The organism is Streptomyces sp. NPDC014891 (assembly GCF_043081085.1).
Taxonomy (GTDB): Bacteria; Actinomycetota; Actinomycetes; order Streptomycetales; family Streptomycetaceae; genus Streptomyces.
The window spans coordinates 590,295-606,823 of record NZ_JBIBWF010000001.1; the positions used below are offsets into that span (position 1 = coordinate 590,295).

The window sequence follows — 16,529 nt, forward strand, 5'->3', positions numbered from 1 at the left end:
CCCCACGGTGAACGCCTCGAAGGGCCGGCCCGCTCGGGCCGGCCCTTCGAGGCGTCCGCACGGGCGGTCGCGGATCAGGCCATGGCGACCAGGATGCGGCGCTGCCCGGTGAAGGCGCGGCGGCCGTGCGCGACCGCGACGTTGTCGACGAGCAGCAGGTCGCCGGCCTCCCAGGCGACGTCCACGGCGGTCTTCATGCCGATCTCCTGGACGTGGGTGATGTAGTCGGCCGGGATGGGGCTGCCGTCGGCGAAGAACGCGTTCTGCGGGAGCTCGTCCTCGGGGATGAGTTCGGCGAGCGCGGCGGCGTCGTCGCCGAGTCCGGCGATGTGCCACTGGTCGGCCTGGTTGAACCAGACCTCCGTGCCGGTGACCGGGTGCTCCAGGGTCGCGCGGCGGAGCTGGGTGACCCGGAGGGTGCCGTCGGGCTGCCAGCTCCACTCGGCCTCGGCCCCGTCGAGGAACGCCTCGACCTCGGCCCTGTCCTCGGTCTCGAAGGTGGCCTGCCAGCTCTTGCCGAAGCCCATGCCGTCGTGGAGGTTCTGGGTGTAGCGGACGCCGGGGGCGAAGGCCGCCCGGACCTCGGGGTCGATGGACTCCAGCCACAGGCGGCCGTCGACGAGCGGGGTCGCACCGCCGGTGGCGGCGGCCACGTCGCAGTAGAACAGGATCCGCGCGGGCCAGGTGTGCGCGTACGACATCTCGTTGTGCATGGAGATCTCGAACTCTGCCGGGTACTCGGTGGAGGTGTAGAGGTTGCGGCCGACCTTGGTACGGGGCGAGTTGCCGTGGACGTACGCGAGCCGGTTCGCCAGCAGCCGGTCGGCGGCGCCGTCGTAGGTGTCGGCGGTGATGCCGAAGCCGCGGAGGTAGACGGCGCGTTCCTCGGTCAGGAGCCGGCCGACGTCGGTGGCCCGCAGGTACTCCTCCAGCCCCTGCGGGGTGGCGTCGGCGCCCACGTCGGCGGGGCGCAGGATCCGGGGCTGCCAGGCGTTCTCGGTGGTCACGCGGGGTTCCTTTCAGGAGGGGGTCGCCGCAGGGACGGCGTCCCCGGCGGGAGGGGGGTTCGTCGGCCGGTCCGCCCCGAAGTCGGGGGCGCGGCGGTCACGGAAGGCGGCGACCGCCTCGTGGACGTCCGGCGAGTGGGCGGCGACGACCTGGACGGGGGCCTCCCGTGCGAGGGCGGCCGCCAGGGAGGGAGCGTCGGTGTTGGCCTGGAGGACCTGCTTGGTGAGGGCCAGCGAGACCGGACTGTGCGCGGCGATCTCGGCGGCGAGGCCGAGTGCCCCGGTGGCGAGTTCGCCGGGGGCGGTCACCCGGCTCACCAGACCGCGGGCGAGGGCCTCGTCGGCGGCCACGAACCGGCCGGTGAGCATCATGTCGGAGGCGAAGCCGAGGCCGGTGAGCCGGGGCAGCAGCCATGAGGCGCCCATGTCGCCGCCGGAGAGCCCCATCTGCACGAAGGAGGCCCGGAAGCGGGCGCCGGGCGCGGCGAGCCGGATGTCGGCGGCGAGTGCCAGGGACAGCCCGGCGCCGACGGCGGCGCCGTCGACGGCGGCGATCACGGTCTGCGGCAGCCCGGTGAGCCCGGTGATCGCCTCGGCCTGCCGGTGCAGCAGGTCGAGCAGGGTGAGCGGGGGCAGCGAGGCGATCCGGCCGACCTCGTCGATGTCGTACCCGGCGCAGAAGGTGTCCCCCGCGCCGGTCAGGACGAGGACCCGTACGGAGGGGTCGGCGCGCAGGGCGGCGCAGAGCTCCGCGAGGCGGGCGAACAGGTCCTCGTCGAGGGCGTTCCTGCGGGCGGGCCGGTTCAGGGAGGCCGTGACGACGCCCGGCAGCGGGCGGGTGACCAGGAGGGAGGGTTCAGATGCGTTCACGGGTCCGCTCCTGTGTGTGGCGGGCGACGAACTCCAGCGAGGCCGGCAGGGCTCCGTCGACGAACCGCCAGTCGTGGCCGCCGGGCCGCTCGTGGTACGTGACCTCGTGGCCGCGTTCGCGCAGCGCGTCGCGGACCCGGCGGTTCATGGCCCGCATCCGGTCGTGGTCCTCGGTGCCGATGTCCAGGTACAGGGCGGGCGGCGGGGTGCCGCTGTCCTGCCCGATGAGGCGGTACGGGTCGTACCGCCGCCGGGTCTCGCTGCCGGGCGGGCCCCAGACCCGCTCGTGGCTCTCCACGGTCGGCATGGCGAAGGCGGGGTCCGAGCGGAAGGCGGCGTACGGGTCCCCGGTCCGCAGCGGCGCCTCGAAGGCCCCGGCGTGCGAGGCGACGGCCCCGAAGGTGTCGCGGTGCCGCAGCCCCAGGAAGAGCGCGGCGGCCCCGCCCATGGAGAAGCCGCCGACGGCGCGTCCCGAGCGGTGGGCGCGGGTGTGGAACAGGGCGTCGATCTCCGGGACGAGTTCGTGGACGAGGTGGTCCTCGTAGCGCAGTCCGGCGTGGTCGTTGACGAACCAGCGGCGTCCGCTCTGCGGCAGGACGACGATGGTCCGGCTGTCGCCGACGAGGTCGACGAGGCGGGTGTTGACCAGCCAGGTCTCCTTGCTGCCGCCGTAGCCGTGCAGGAGGTACAGGACGGGGTGGGGCGGTCCGTCCTCGCTGTAGTCGCCGGGCAGGACGACGTTGACGCCCTTGTCGCGGCCGATGAGTTGGCTGGGCCGGCGCAGGGTGAGCACGCGGGCGGTCACGCCGGCTCCCGGAGGGCGGGGGCGGCCAGCGCCCGGCGGTCGATCTTGCCGGTCGAGGTGCGGGGGAAGGAGCCCGCGAGGTGGAAGGCGGCCGGGACCATGTAGCGCGGGAGGGTAGCTCCGCAGTGGGCGCGCAGCTCCGCGGCCTCGGGCGCCGCGCCGTCGGCGGGCACCACGTGGGCCCGGAGTTCCTGGTTGCCGTCGGCGTCCGGGACGGCGACGCAGACGGCCTCGTGGACGTCGGGCCGCCGCATCAGCACGGCCTCGATCTCCTCGGGTTCGACCCGGTGGCCCCGGATCTTGATCATGTGGTCGCGGCGGCCGAGGTAGAGGTAGCCGCCGCCCTCCAGGGACCGGACGAGGTCGCCCGTGCGGTGGGTCCTGGCCGCTCCCCCTGCCTCGGCGAGCGGGGGGCGGCCCCAGTAGCCGAGCATCACCGAGTCGCCGGTGACGCAGAGTTCGCCCTCGGCGCCGGGGACGTCGGGGACGGCCCGCCCGTCCGGGCCGAGCAGCCGGGTGTCGGCGAAGGGGCAGGGGCGGCCGATGGGCGGGGGCGCGGTGCGTCGGGGCGCGAGGTCGTCGTCGGTGACGCGGTGGTGGGTGCAGACGTTGGTCTCGGTCGGGCCGTAGAGGTTGTGCAGGGACGCCTCCGGCAGTGCCGCGCGCAGCCGCCGCAGGTGCTTCAGGGCGAACGGTTCGCCTGCGAAGAGCACGGTCCGCAGCCGCGACGTCCCCAGCAGGGCGTGGTTCCTGGCGTCGAGCATCCGGATGAGGGCGCCGGGCACCGAGTACCAGACGGTGATGCCCTCCTCGGCGACCAGCCGGTTGAGGGCCGGGCCCAGGGCCCGCTGGTGCTCGGGCACGAGGACGAGGCAGGCGCCGGCGCTCGCGGCGGCGAAGACGTCGAAGACGGACAGGTCGAAGTGGACGGGGGCGTGGGAGGACAGCCGGTCCTCCGCGGTCAGCCCGAACTCGGCCACGGTCCAGTCGACGAACGCCGCCGCGTTGCGATGGGACAGCATGACGCCCTTGGGCGTGCCGGTGGATCCGGAGGTGTAGAGGATGTAAGCGAGGTCGTCGGGGCCGACGTCCGCGGGCGCGAACCCTTCCGGCACCGGCCGGTCCACGGCCCGGTCCCAGTTCGTCGTCCGGAGCGCCGTCCGGTCCGCCCGCGCGGGCGCGTCGGCCGTTGCCGGCTCGTCGCCGACGAGGACGGCCGTGCGCAGCGCGGCGGGGAGCCCGTGCTCGTGGAGCAGGGCGAGCCGGGGCGCGTCGGTGACCAGGCAGCCGACGGCGCAGTCGTCGAGGATGTACGCGGCGCGGCCCACGGGCGTGGCCGGGTCGACCGGGACGTACGCGGCCCCGCACTTGAGGATGGCGTGGAGGGTCACGAGGGTCTCGGTCGACTTGCCGAACCACAGGCCCACCCGGTCTCCGGGGCGGACTCCCTGCTCGCGCAGGGTCGCGGCGAGCGCGGTGGCGGCCCGGTCCAGGGCGGCGTAGTCGGTGGAGCGGCCCCGGTGGCGGACGGCCTCGGCGGTGGGCCGGGCGGCCGCGGCGCGGGTCAGCAGCTCATTCAGCGTGCGCATGGAGGGCTCCTGCGGGGCGGGGGGACGCGGCGCGGGCGCGGGTGGTCAGGCCGAGCTTCTCGGCGATGACCAGCCGCTGCATGTCGGAGGTGCCGGAGGAGATCCGGGTGCCGAGCGCGTCGCGCAGATTCCGTTCGACGTCGGTGTCGGTGGTGTAGCCGAGTCCGCCGTACACCTGCAGGGCGTCGAGGAAGGTCTCGACGGCGGACTCGCTGGTGCGCAGTTGGGCGGCCTCGGGGTAGTGCGAGGGGACGCCCCGTCCGAGGTCCCAGGCGGCCCGGTGGGTGAGCAGGCGGGCCTCGTCCAGCCGGATCCGCATCTCGACGACGCGGTGGGAGACGGACTGGAACTTGCCGATGTTCCGGCCGAACTGTTCACGGGTGCGCGCGTACCGCACGCACTCGTCGATCTGGCGCCCCATGGCGCCGAGCAGCGGGGCGAGGATCAGCGAGCGTTCCCAGGCCATGGTCGCGGCGAGGACGCGGGAGCCCTGCTTCTCCGCGCCGAGCCGGGCGGAGAGCGGGATCCGGCAGCCTTCGAGGGTGATCTCTCCCCAGGGGGCGGTGCGCAGGCCGGCCTTCTCGTAGCGGGTCTCGACGGTGAGCCCCGGCTGGTCGCGGTCGACGAGGAAGGCGGTGACCCCGGTGAACCCGAGGGCCGGGTTGACGGTGGCGTACACGAGGAAGACGTCGGCGAGGGGCGCGTTGGTGACGAAGCGCTTGGCGCCGTCGAGGACGTAGTGGTCGCCGTCGCGGCGGGCCGTGGCCGTCAGGGAGAGGGCGTCGGAGCCGGAGGCGGCCTCGGTGATGGCGTGTGCGCCGATCAGCCGGCCGTCGCAGAGCCCGGGGAGGTAGCGCGTCTTCTGCTCCTCGCTCCCGAAGAGCAGCAGCGGGATCTCCGCGGCCCAGATGTGCGCGCCGAGCGCGATCATGAGGCCGTTGTCGCGGCAGCCCTCGCCCAGGCCCTCCAGGGCGAGGGCGCAGGTCAGCGGGTCCAGGCCGAGGCCGCCGTACGCGCGGGGCACGGGGAGGCCGAGGACTCCGGCGTCGGCGCAGCGCTGCCAGTCGCCGGGCTGGAGCGTCCCGGTGCGTTCCCGGGCCGGGAGGTCGGCGCCGAGGTCCCGGCCGAGCAGGCGGAACCGGTCGGCGAGGGCGGTCTGTTCCTCGGTGGGGCTGAGGTTCACGGGTGGCCGCCGACCGTGTCGAGGGCGGGCAGCCCGGCCAGCGAGGCCGCGATGTGGCCGTCGGAGACCACGTGGTCCTCCAGGGTGCCCGCCAGGTACTGGTCGTACGCGGAGAGGTCGAGCAGCCCGTGGCCGCTGACGTTGAAGAGGATGACGCGCGGCCGGTTCTCCTCGCGGGCCCGTACGGCCTCGTCGACGGCGCACTTGACGGCGTGCGCGGACTCGGGGGCGGGGATGAGGTTCTCCGTGCGGGCGAAGAACGCCCCGGCCTCGAACACCTCCTTCTGTCCGTAGGCCACGGCCTCCATGAGGCCGCGGTCGTAGAGGGCGCTCACCAGCGGGGCGGCGCCGTGGTAGCGCAGTCCGCCGGCGTGGACGCCGGGCGCGACGAAGGTGTGGCCGAGGGTGTACATCTTCGTCATGGGGGTGGTGCCGGAGAAGTCGTTGTAGTCCCAGGCGTAGCGGCCCCGGGTCATCTTGGGGCACGCCTCGGGCTCCACGGCGACCAGCCGGGTCCCGGCGCCGGTGCGGAGCTTCTCGCGGTGGAAGGGGAAGGCGAGACCGGCGAAGTTGCTGCCGGCGCCCATGGCGCCGATGACGACGTCGGGGAACTCGCCCGCCATCTCCATCTGGAGCAGGGCCTCTTCGCCGATGACCGTCTGGTGCAGCAGGACGTGGTTCTCGCCGCTGCCGACGGAGAAGGCGCCGCGGGTGACGCTCCGCGCGTGTTCGAGGGCCTCGGCGTTGGCGATGGCGACGCTGCCGTCGCCGTCGGGCGAGGCGGCCAGCAGGGCGCGGCCCGCCTCGGTGGTGCCGCTCGGGCTCGGGATGACGCGGGCGCCGTTGAGCTCCATGAGGACCCTGCGGTAGGGCTTCTGCCGGTAGCTGCAGTTGACCATGAAGACGGTGCAGGCGAGGTCGAGGGCGTGGCAGGCCATGGACAGCGCGGTGCCCCACTGGCCGGCCCCGGTGCCGGTGGTGATCTCCTGGACGCCGGCCTTCTTGTAGTAGTGGGCCTGCGCGAGGGCGGAGTTCAGCTTGTGGCTGCCGGAGGCGTTGGCCCCCTCGTACTTGTAGTAGATGTGCGCGGGGGTGTCGAGCGCCTGCTCCAGGCGGTGGGCGCGGATCAGCGGGGTGGGGCGCCAGCGCTGGTACTGCGCGCGCACCGGGTCGGGGATCTTCACGTGGCGCTCGGTGCCGACGCTGCCGCGGTACATGGACAGCGGGATGTTGGCGCCGGTGGAGCCGCGGTCGGCCGTCTGCGCGTCGGCGTCCGGTCCCGCGGCGGGCCGGGCCCGGCGGACGTCGGAGGCCGACACGTCGAGGTCGGCGAGGATGTTGTACCAGTGGGTCGGGACGTCGTCCTCGTCGAGGAGGTACTGGTTGCGCACGGCTTTCATGCCGGGGTCTCCGTCCGCAGGCCGGCGATGTGCCGGCGGACGAGCGCGACCAGGTCGCCGACGGTCTCCAGGTCGGCCTCCATGACGTCCTCGTCCTCGATGTGGCCGCCGAACTCGTTCTCCACGGCGAGCAGGAGCTGGAGGAGGTTGAGCGAGTCGAGCTGGATCATCGGAGAGTAGAGCGACGTCTGGGGGCCGATGTCCCGGGGGTCGAGGCGGAGATCGAGGGCGTCGACCATGAGTGCGCGGACCTTCGTGGCCACGTCGTCGTCGGGCAGCATGTCGAAAGGCTCCTTGGAACAGGAAATACGTCAGGTCGGGGTGACTTCGTGCGGGTCGCGCGGGAACGACACCGGAGGGGAGATTCCGTGACGGCCTGAGACCGGTGCGCAAGGAAGTCGGGGAAAGACGGGAAAAGCCGGTGCCGAGGGTCGCCGGGGAATCAGCGGGGGGCGGCGAGAAGACGGGAGACGTCCGTGACGATCTCGCTCCCCAGCACGAGGGAGAAATGATCTCCGGGAAAGACCCGCAGGGAGAACTCCCCGGACGTCGCGTCCGACCAGGCGGCGGCGTGCGCGACGGGCACGCCCGGGTCGGCGTCCCCCACGTACGCCGTCACCGGCACGGTCACCGGCCGCGCCGCGGTGGGCCGGTAGGTCTCGATCAGCGTCAGGTCGCCGCGGAACGACGGCAGCAGCAGGGCCAGCAGCTCCGGCTCGGCGACCACCGCCGGGTCCATGCCGCCGAGCGCGAGCAGCCCCTCGACCATGGCGTCGTCGTCCTGCAGGTGGAGTGCGCGGCCGCCCCGCGGGCTGAGCGGCGCGCCGTGTCCGGAGACGAACAGGTGGCGCGGACGAGCCCGGTAGAGCGCCTCCAGACGCAGCGTGACCTCGTACGCGAGGGCCGCGCCCATGCTGTGGCCGAGCAGCGCGACCGGCCGGTCGAACAGCGGCAGGAGCTCGCGCGCCACACGGTCGGCGAGCGGGCCCATGGCACTGACGCACTCCTCCCCGAAGCGGTCCTGCCGCCCCGGGTACTGGACCGCGACGAGTTCCACGTCGTCCGGCAGGGCGTCGGCCCAGCCGTAGAACGCGCCGGCGGTACCGCCCGCGTGGGGCAGGCACACCAGGCGGATCCTCGGCGCGGTCACCGGGCGGGGCCGGCGCAGCCAGCGCCCGTCCGGGCTCGCGGCATGCGGGGCACGTACCGGGCTGGTCATCACTGGCGGCCTGCTTCCCTGGGCTTCTCGAACCGCCGGGAACTCACTCGCCCCGGCATTTCAAGTACCGCACCCTAACGCCATTTCACGGCTCGTCACCACCCGATTCGGGCGGCAGTTCGCCATACAGAATTCATCCAGTCCGCGGGTGTCCGGACTCCGTACATTGGTCCGCCGTCACGTCGTGAATTCTCTCCCCGCCGCCCGTCGCCGGAGGAATTCAGCTCATTCGATCCTGCCGAAAGAGACTCGTCACGCCATGAATTCCCTCCCTCTGCACCAGGTCTACGTCGGCGGCCGGTGGACCGCCCCGCGCGCCACCGGCACGCTCCCCGTGGAGAACCCGGCGACCCTGGGGATCGTCGGGGAGGTCCCGGACTGCGGCAGCGAGGACGTCTGGCACGCGGTGGACGCCGCCCGCCAGGCCCTGCCCGGCTGGTCGGCGACCGGCGTCGAGGAGCGCGCGGCGGCGCTGACGGCGCTGCGCGAGGCCCTGGTGAAGCACCAGGACGAGCTGGCGGAGACCGTCACGCGGGAGATGGGGTCGCCCCTCACGTTCTCCCGGCGCGTCCAGGCGGGCCTGCCCGTGCGGGTGCTCGACGGCTTCACGGCGGAGCTCGCCGCGGCCACCGCCGAGGAGCGGATCGGGCACTCCCTCGTGGTGCGCGAGCCGGTCGGCGTGGTCGGCGCCATCACCCCGTGGAACTACCCGCTGCACCAGGCGGTCGCCAAGATCGGCGCGGCCGTCGCGGCGGGCTGCACGCTCGTCCTCAAGCCGAGCGAACTCGCCCCGCTCTCCTCGTACCTCCTGGCGACGCTCATCGACGGGATCGGGCTGCCGCCGGGCGTCTTCAACCTCGTGCCCGGCAGGGGCGCGACGGCGGGCGCCGCGCTGTCCGCCGACGACGGCGTCGACCTGGTGTCCTTCACCGGGTCGCTGGAGGCCGGCCGGAAGGTCGGTGCCGCGGCGGCCCGTACGGTCAAGAAGACCTGTCTGGAGCTGGGCGGCAAGTCCGCCACGGTGGTCCTGCCGGACGCCGACCTGGCCGCCGCCGTCGAGGACGGGGTCCGCAGCGCCCTGCACAACGCGGGGCAGACCTGCACCGCCCGCACCCGGCTGCTGGTGCCGCGGGAGCGACTGGACGAGGCGCTGGACATCGCCCGTTCGGTCGTCGCCGGCTACGTGCCGGGTGACCCCGAGGACCCGGCGACCCTGCTGGGCCCCCTCGCCTCCGCCGGGCAGCGCGAGCGGGTCCTCGGCCATCTGGCGCAGGCCGTCCGCTCGGGTGCCCGTCAGGTCGCCGGCCAGGACGCCGCGGCCGCGCTGCCGGCGACCGGGCACTACGTGGCGCCGAGCGTGTGGACGGACGTCGGCCCTTCCTCGCCGCTGGCCCGCGAGGAGGTCTTCGGTCCCGTCCTCGCGGTCATGACGTTCGACGGCGACGACGGGGCGGTGTCGCTCGCGAACAGCTCCGACTACGGCCTCGCCGCCACCGTGTGGTCCGGCGACCAGGACCGCGCGGTCGCCGTGGCCAGGCGGCTGCGGGTGGGCCAGGTCGACGTCAACGGCGCGAAGTTCAACGCCGCCGCTCCGTTCGGGGGCTACAAGCAGTCCGGCATCGGCCGGGAACTCGGCCGCCACGGCATCCAGGAGTTCCAGGAGGTCAAGGCGGTCCAGCTGCCGTCCTGACCGGGACCGTGGACTCCACCGCACCCGGCCCCCTTTCTTCCCCACCCCCACTTCCCTGCACCTCGAACCGAAACGACGGGTGACACCGTGTCCCTGCGCATGCCGCACCTCCGCGTGGAGTTCCCTCCGGAGCTCAGTCCGTTCGCCGACCGGGCGGAGGCGGGAGCCCGGGCCTTCGTGGCCCGCTTCGGCCTCGCCCCCGACGAGGCCGCCCGCCGCCATCACGAGCGCTCCCTGCTCGGCACCCTGATGGGCAGGGCGTACCCGCAGAGCGGAGCGGAGGAGCTCCAGCTCGTGACCGACTGGATCAGCTGCATGCTGGTCCTGGACGACCAGTTCGACGAGACCTCCCTCGGCACGGAGCCGGAGCGGCTGCGCGAGGTCTGCGACGAGGTCCTCGGCTGGTTCACCGAGGACGGCTCCGTCGACGACGAGGCCGGCCCGGCGGCGCACTCCCTCACCGAGGTGTTCCGCCCCGCCTACGCGGACCTCTGGCGCCGCACCGCCCCCCTCACCTCGCCGGCCTGGCGCCGGCGCCTCGCCGCCCACATCGGGGCCTTCTTCGACACCTGCGTGTGGGAGTCGGAGAACCGGCTCACGGGCCGCGTCCCCGGGCTGGACGAGTACATCGCCCACCGCGGCCGCGCACTCATGCCGTACCTCGACCTCATCGAGGTCACCACGCACTTCGAGGTGCCGGAGGAGATCTACGGGCTCCCGGCCTTCGCCGAGATGAACGCGGCGCTGTCCGACGCGGACCTGTGGACCAACGACCTGTTCAGCTGCGAGAAGGAGGCGCTGCTCGGCGACCCGCACAACCTGGTCCTGGTCCACCGGCACGCGCACGGCACGGACCTGCAGACCGCCGCCGACGCCGTCGGGGAGATGGTCCAGGACCGCTTCGACCGGTTCACCGCGCTCAGCTCCTCTTTCGCGGAGCACCTGACGCCCGCCCAGCGCGCCCTCTTCCCGGCGGACCGCCTGGAGCGCCACGTCGCGGGGCTGCGGAGCTGGCTCACCGGCCAGCTCCAGTGGCGCTTCGAGACGCTGCGGTTCGACCCCACGCGGCCCGAGGTCGTCAGCACCGCGGGCTCCACCCCGCTGTAGGCGCGCGGCCTGCACCGACTTCCCCCACCGTGACCCACCGTGAACGGGGTACGCATGCGAGACCGTTACGCGACACTCAGACATCTGGAGACCCTCGACCCCAAGGCGGATCACCAGGAGATCCACCGCATATCCTCCGACAGCGAGTTCCCCTGGGACTACGGCCGCGGGCTTGAGGTCGCCATCTGGCGCACCTGCTGCGTGCCGGCCATCTCCGACGTCCTGGACGGCAGCGGCGAGTTCGCCCTGCGGGCCCAGAAGCGGTACGACGACACCCGCATCCTGCTCGGCGAACTGGTCCGCGGGGGCTACGACTCCCCGCGGGGGCACCAGGCGATCCGGCAGATCAACCAGGCGCACCGCAGGTTCGACATCGCCAACGAGGACATGCTGTACGTCCTGTCGACGTTCATCCTCGAACCGGTGCGCTGGATCGACCGCTGGGCCTGGCGGCGCACCTCCGAGACGGAGCGGCTGGCCGCCTTCTACTTCTTCACCGGGGTCGGCAAGCGGATGAACATCCGCGAACTCCCCACCGACTACGAGTCGTTCGAGCAGTTCAACCGTGAGTACGAGGGGGCCCGCTTCCAGCGGGCCGCGAGCAACCACCGCGTCGGCACCAACATCCTGAGCCTGTACGCCTCCTGGTACCGGCGCCCGGTCAGCGACCTGGTCGCGGCCACGCTGCCGTGCCGGCTGGACGCGCCCGCGCTGGACGCCCTCGGCATGTCCACCCCGCCCCGCTGGGTGCGGGCGGTCCACCGCGCCGGGCTCCGCGGCCACGCGGGGGCCGAGCGCGTCGCGCCGCGGCTCATGGCCCGGCTGATGACCCGGCCGACCGCGCGGACGTACCCGGGCTACCCGCACGGTTACGACCTCGCCGACATCGGTCCCCAGCGGACCGTCCCGCCCGCGCGGCAGCAGCCGACGACCCGCGTCGACAGCCTCAAGGACTGAGCACCATGACCCACACCACAGTTCCCGCCGCGCCCTTGGCGGCCATCGGCGACACGCCCCTGCGGCCGGTCGTCGTCCCGTTCCGCGACCGGACCGTGCGGATCTGGCTGAAGCTGGAGGCCGAGAACCCCTTCGGGTCGATCAAGGCCCGCACGGCGGAGGCCCTGCTGAACGCCCTGGAATCGAGCGGGGCCCTGCGTCCGGGGATGCGGGTGGTCGAGTCGACCTCCGGCAACCTGGGCGTGGCGCTCGCCGGCCTCTGCGCACAGCGCGGCTACCGGTGCACCCTGGTCGTGGAGCCGAGCACGCCGCCGGCCAGCGTCGCGCGGATGCGCGCGTACGGCGCCGACGTCGTGACCGTCCGCGAGGTGCCGGGCGGCCGGACCCTCGGGGCGCGGCTCGACGCCGTCCGCGAGATCGTCTCGGCCGGGTCCGACGCCGTGTGGACCGACCAGTACGCGAGCCCCGCCAACCCCGGGGTGCACGAGTGGCAGACCGCCGCGGAGCTGATGAAGGCCGCGCCGGAGGGCCGGTTCGACGCGGTCGCCGTGGCCGTGTCGACCGGCGGCACGCTGGCGGGCATCGCGCGGTTCTTCCGCGACCACGCCCCGGACACCCGGGTCGTCGCGGTCGACGCGGTGGGCTCCTCGGCGCTCGGCGGCGCCCCCTCCGACCGGCCGTTCAAGCTCATGGGCTTCGGCTCCGGACAGGTGTCGGGCTTCGTGGAGCCGCACCACGTCGACCACGTGGTGCGGCTAACGGACCAGGCGGCCGCCGCGGCCTGTGCGCTGATCGCCCGGCGGACCGGGATCTCCCTCGGCGGCAGCGGCGGCGCCGCGGTGCTGGCCGCCGTCTCCCGGGCGATCGGCGACCCGTCGCTGCGGGAGATCGCCTGCGTCTGTCCGGACAGCGGGGAGAAGTACCCGCAGTTGCGCGACGCCCCCGCCGACGGCGGTCCGGGCTGCGCGGGCGAGATCCGCGCGGCGCTGGACCTGCTGGACCGGGTGCGGGCGGGGGAGCCCGCCGCGCCCGCGCCGACGCACCCGCGGAGACCGTCGAACCCCCCGAAGGGAACGCACTGATGACACCGTACGACGACACGCTCACCTATCTGGACAGCGCCGACGTGGCCCGGCTCTGCGACGGGCTGCCCGTCGCCGACCTGGCGCGCGACACGCTCCTCGCCTACCGGCGCAAGGAGGCGGGGCTCACCCCGGAGGCCGCGCTGCGCTGGACCACCCCGTCCGGGGCGTCGGCGCGCAGCCTCGTCCTGCCCGGCTGGGCCGACGGCGCCTACGGCTGCAAGATCATCAACGCCTCGCTGGGCAACCACCTCCTCGGCCGGCCGCGCGCCGCCGGGCTGGTCGTCCTCGACGACCCGGAGACGGCGCGACCGGTCTGCATCATGGAGGGCGGCCGGATCAGCGCGCTGCGCACCGCCGGCGTCTCGATCGCGGCACTGCGCGCCGTGCGCGACCTGGCGGCCGTCCGGCGGGTGGCCTTCCTCGGCTGCGGCCGGCAGGCGGAGGTCCACCGGGAACTCCTGGCGAGCACCTGCCCCGGCGTCGAGGAACTGATCGTCCACGACCGGGACGCGGACCGGGCCGAGGAGCTCGCCGCCCGCTGGCGCGCCGCCCACCCGGCGGTCGCCGTCACGGTGACCCCGGACGCCCGCTCCGCCGTCGAGCGCGCCCAGGTGACGGTCGCGGTGACGACGACCACCGAGCCGTACGTGGAGCTGGAGTGGGTGCCGGCGGGCGGCACCTTCGTCAACGTGTCCCTCGACGACGCGGCCGAGAGCCTGCTGCTGGGCTGCGACCACCTGTTCGTCGACGACTGGGACCTGGTCGTCGACGACGACCACCGGCTGCTCGGCAGGCTGGCCCGGGCCGGCCGCGTCTCCGGGCCGGGGACGGCCGCCCCCACGGGCGGGCGCTCGGTGGACGCCTCCCTGCCGGAGCTGTTCGCCGGCGACTACCCGCGCACGGTCGCCGAGGACGATCGGGTGGTGATCAACCCCTTCGGCATGGGCGTCCAGGACATCGCCCTGGCCGCCGCCGTGTACGCGCGCGCGGTCGAGCAGGGCGTCGGCCTCTCCCTGCCGCACTGAACCGGGGGCCGTACGGCGTCCCCCCGCCGTACGGCCCCCCGCCGCTCGCGGTCCCCCACCGCGCCCGGCGCCCCCACGACCGTGGCCCCCGCCGGATCACCGGCGGGGGCCACGGTCGTGGGGGCGCCCTGGATCAGTACGACTTGGGCAGCCCCAGGGTGTAGTGCGAGACGAAGTTGAGGATCATCTCCCGGCTCACCGGGGCGATCCGCGCCACCCGGGAGAGCGTCAGCAGGGAGGCGAGCCCGTACTCGGTCGTCAGACCGTTGCCGCCCAGGGTGTGGATCGCCTGGTCGACGGAGTGGGCGCACGCCTCGGCGGCGGCGTACTTGGCCATGTTGGCGGCCTCGCCGGCGGCCATGTCGTCGCCCGCGTCGTAGAGTTCGGCGGCCCTGCGGGTCATCAGCCGGGCGAGTTCGAGCTCGATGTGGAGCCGGGCGAGCGGGTGGGCGACGGCCTGGTGGGCGCCGATCGGGGCGGACCACACCTGCCGGGTGCGGGCGTAGTCCACGGCCTTGTCCAGGGCGTAGCGGCCGAGGCCGGCGGCGAACGCGGCGATCATGATGCGTTCGGGGTTCAGTCCGGCGAAGAGCTGCTGCAGCCCCGCGTCCTCCTCGCCGACCAGCGCGTCGGCCGGCAGCCGCACGTCGTCCAGGACGAGTTCGAACTGCTTCTCCGGGGCGCCGAGTTCCATCGGGATCTCGTGGTGGGCGAAGCCGCGCGCCTCGCGCGGCACCACGAACAGGCAGGGTTTGAGGCGGCCGGTCCGGGCGTCCTCGGTCCGGCCAACGACCAGGGTGGCGTCGGCCTCGTCGACCCCGGAGACGAAGACCTTGCGGCCGGTGAGCAGCCAGTCCGTGCCGTCGCGGCGGGCGGTGGTGGTCAGCCGGTGGGAGTTGGACCCGGCGTCCGGCTCCGTGATGCCGAAGGCCATCCGGGAGGTGCCGTCGGCCAGCCCGGGCAGCAGGCGGCGCTTCTGTTCCGGGGTGCCGAAGCGGCTGATGACCGTTCCGCAGATGGCGGGCGACACCACCAGCATGAGCAGCGGGTTTCCGGCCGCACCGAACTCCTCCATGACGAGGGAGAGTTCGGTGATGCCGCAGCCCCCGCCGCCGTACTCCTCCGGGAGGTTGACCCCGAGGTAGCCGAGCCGTCCGGCCTCCGTCCAGAGCTCGCCCGGGGTGCGCGGGTCGGGACCGCCGTCACCCCGGCCGCGCGCGAACGCGGCGACGGCCTCCCGCAGCGCCCGGTGCTCGGCGCTCTCCGCGAACGTGCCGTGCCCGCTCATCGGACCAGCTCCGCGAGGATCTCGGCGGTGTGCTCGCCGTGCCCGGGGGCGGCGCCGCGCAGCGAGTCCAGTCCTTCGCCGAACAGAACGGGGAAGCGGACCTGCCGGCGCGGCTCCTCGGTCGCCGATCCCGGCAGGGTCCCGACGAGGTCGCGGGCGGCGACGTGCGCGTCGGCGAGGAACGCGTCGGCCGTCTCGTACACCGGCGCCCAGGGCAGGTCCAGGGCGGCGAGCGCGGCGCACCACCAGGCCAGGTCGCGGCGGGCGAAGACACCGGTGAGGATCTCCCGGATCCGTCCACGGGCGCGGGTGCGCGCCGTACGGCGGTCGTACGCGTCGTCGTCGAGCTCGGGGAACTCGCCGGCGAAGGCCTTGCGGAAGGTCAGCCAGAACTTGTCCTCGAAGGTCGCGAGGGCGATCCGGCCGCCGTCCGCGGCGGTGAACACGTCGTTGTCGCCGGTGACCAGAGGGCTCTCGGCCGGGTCGGACAGCGTGCGCAGGGGCAGCGCGAGCGGTCCGGCCCAGGCGGCGGCCGCCTCGTGCAGGGACACGTCGAGGTGCTGGCCGCGGCCGGTGGCGCGGGCGGAGGCGACCGCGACCGCGGTGGAGAGGGCCGCGTACATCGCTCCGGCGAGGTCGGCGATCCTGAGGCCCACCCGGTCGACGCGCTCGCCGGGGCGGTGGGGCACGGCGAAGAAGCCGGACAGGGCGAGGAAGTTGAGGTCGTGGCCGGGCCGGGCGGCGTAGGGCCCGTCCTGTCCGAAGCCGGTGATGGAGCAGAGCACCACCCGCGGGTTGGCCTCGCGCAGCCGCTCGTAGCCCAGGCCCATGGCGTCGAGGACGCCGGGACGGTGGCTCTCCACGACGGCGTCGCTGCGCTCCACCAGCCGTAGCAGGGTCTCCCGTTCGGACGGCTCGCGCAGATCCAGGACGAGGGAGCGCTTGTTGCGGTTGAGCGCGGCGAACGTCTCCGGATCGACCAGCCGGCCGTAGTCGCCGCCGTCCGGGCTCTCCACCTTGACCACGTCGGCGCCGAGGTCGGCCATCAGCACCGTGGCGAATCCCCCGGGCAGCAGCCGTGAGAGATCGAGAACCCGTACGCCGTCCAGGGCCGGCCAGCCCGCCGTCACGTCCACCTGCGACTCCTTTCGCTCCCGCGGCCTCCGGTCGAGGGGCGGGCACAAGCGGGCGCACGCTACCCGCCACCGGACGGCGGGCCCTGGACGGAATCTGCACGGCTCCTGCCTCCCCCGAGCGGTTCCCTCGCCGGAGGGAACCCCTTCCAGCCGCCGGGGGATCCGGCA

Annotated in this window: 15 protein-coding genes; 5 read left to right on the forward strand and 10 right to left on the reverse strand. The window is 74.0% G+C overall.

Annotation, left to right across the window (positions count from 1 at the left end):
- Nucleotides 1–74: 74 nt before the first annotated feature.
- From ACF09E_RS02425 to ACF09E_RS02460, 8 genes are all read right to left on the reverse strand, one after another.
- The gene (locus ACF09E_RS02425; protein WP_392203459.1) at nt 75–1,007 is read right to left on the reverse strand and encodes a TauD/TfdA family dioxygenase; all 933 of its coding nucleotides are present in this window, start codon (nt 1,005–1,007) and stop codon (nt 75–77) included.
- A 12-nt stretch (nt 1,008–1,019) separates the two neighbouring features.
- Entirely contained in the window at nt 1,020–1,877 is an 858-nt protein-coding gene (locus tag ACF09E_RS02430; protein ID WP_392203460.1) for an enoyl-CoA hydratase/isomerase family protein, read from the reverse strand.
- Nucleotides 1,864–2,682, reverse strand: a complete 819-nt coding sequence (locus ACF09E_RS02435) for an alpha/beta hydrolase (RefSeq protein WP_392203461.1) — start codon at nt 2,680–2,682, stop codon at nt 1,864–1,866. The genes ACF09E_RS02430 and ACF09E_RS02435 overlap by 14 nt, the downstream gene beginning before the upstream one ends.
- The gene (locus tag ACF09E_RS02440) at nt 2,679–4,271 is read right to left on the reverse strand and encodes an amino acid adenylation domain-containing protein (protein WP_392203462.1); all 1,593 of its coding nucleotides are present in this window, start codon (nt 4,269–4,271) and stop codon (nt 2,679–2,681) included. The genes ACF09E_RS02435 and ACF09E_RS02440 overlap by 4 nt, the downstream gene beginning before the upstream one ends.
- Nucleotides 4,255–5,454, reverse strand: a complete 1,200-nt coding sequence (locus ACF09E_RS02445) for an acyl-CoA dehydrogenase family protein (protein WP_392203463.1) — start codon at nt 5,452–5,454, stop codon at nt 4,255–4,257. The genes ACF09E_RS02440 and ACF09E_RS02445 overlap by 17 nt, the downstream gene beginning before the upstream one ends.
- Complete coding sequence (locus tag ACF09E_RS02450) at nt 5,451–6,854, reverse strand: TrpB-like pyridoxal phosphate-dependent enzyme (protein ID WP_392203464.1); 1,404 nt, start codon at nt 6,852–6,854, stop codon at nt 5,451–5,453. Before ACF09E_RS02450 ends, ACF09E_RS02445 begins: the two co-directional genes overlap by 4 nt.
- Nucleotides 6,851–7,135: a phosphopantetheine-binding protein gene (locus ACF09E_RS02455; RefSeq protein ID WP_392203465.1), complete on the reverse strand. Its 285-nt coding sequence runs from the start codon at nt 7,133–7,135 to the stop codon at nt 6,851–6,853. Before ACF09E_RS02455 ends, ACF09E_RS02450 begins: the two co-directional genes overlap by 4 nt.
- A 161-nt stretch (nt 7,136–7,296) precedes the next feature.
- Nucleotides 7,297–8,073, reverse strand: a complete 777-nt coding sequence (locus ACF09E_RS02460) for a thioesterase II family protein (RefSeq protein ID WP_392203466.1) — start codon at nt 8,071–8,073, stop codon at nt 7,297–7,299.
- A 259-nt stretch (nt 8,074–8,332) separates the two neighbouring features.
- On the opposite strand from ACF09E_RS02460, the gene ACF09E_RS02465 reads away from it, so the two are divergent.
- The 5 genes from ACF09E_RS02465 to ACF09E_RS02485 all read left to right on the forward strand — a co-directional run bounded on the left by ACF09E_RS02465 (nt 8,333) and on the right by ACF09E_RS02485 (nt 13,937).
- Nucleotides 8,333–9,763, forward strand: coding sequence for an aldehyde dehydrogenase family protein (locus ACF09E_RS02465; RefSeq protein ID WP_392203467.1), 1,431 nt, complete (start codon nt 8,333–8,335; stop codon nt 9,761–9,763).
- 87 nt (nt 9,764–9,850) lie between these two features.
- Nucleotides 9,851–10,870 carry a hypothetical protein gene (locus tag ACF09E_RS02470; RefSeq protein ID WP_392203468.1) on the forward strand — a complete coding sequence of 340 codons (1,020 nt, stop codon included), beginning with the start codon at nt 9,851–9,853 and terminating at the stop codon, nt 10,868–10,870.
- 54 nt (nt 10,871–10,924) lie between these two features.
- On the forward strand, nt 10,925–11,827 hold the full coding sequence (locus tag ACF09E_RS02475; protein WP_392203469.1) for a DUF2236 domain-containing protein: 903 nt from the start codon (nt 10,925–10,927) through the stop codon (nt 11,825–11,827).
- Nucleotides 11,828–11,832: 5 nt separating this feature from the next.
- Nucleotides 11,833–12,909, forward strand: coding sequence for a PLP-dependent cysteine synthase family protein (locus tag ACF09E_RS02480; RefSeq protein ID WP_392203470.1), 1,077 nt, complete (start codon nt 11,833–11,835; stop codon nt 12,907–12,909).
- The gene (locus ACF09E_RS02485; RefSeq protein WP_392203471.1) at nt 12,909–13,937 is read left to right on the forward strand and encodes an ornithine cyclodeaminase; all 1,029 of its coding nucleotides are present in this window, start codon (nt 12,909–12,911) and stop codon (nt 13,935–13,937) included. The genes ACF09E_RS02480 and ACF09E_RS02485 overlap by 1 nt, the downstream gene beginning before the upstream one ends.
- Nucleotides 13,938–14,070: 133 nt before the next feature.
- On the opposite strand, the gene ACF09E_RS02490 is transcribed toward ACF09E_RS02485, so the two are convergent.
- Nucleotides 14,071–15,225, reverse strand: a complete 1,155-nt coding sequence (locus tag ACF09E_RS02490) for an acyl-CoA dehydrogenase family protein (protein WP_392203472.1) — start codon at nt 15,223–15,225, stop codon at nt 14,071–14,073.
- The gene (locus tag ACF09E_RS02495) at nt 15,222–16,361 is read right to left on the reverse strand and encodes a CaiB/BaiF CoA transferase family protein (RefSeq protein WP_392203473.1); all 1,140 of its coding nucleotides are present in this window, start codon (nt 16,359–16,361) and stop codon (nt 15,222–15,224) included. The genes ACF09E_RS02490 and ACF09E_RS02495 overlap by 4 nt, the downstream gene beginning before the upstream one ends.
- Nucleotides 16,362–16,529: the final 168 nt, after the last annotated feature.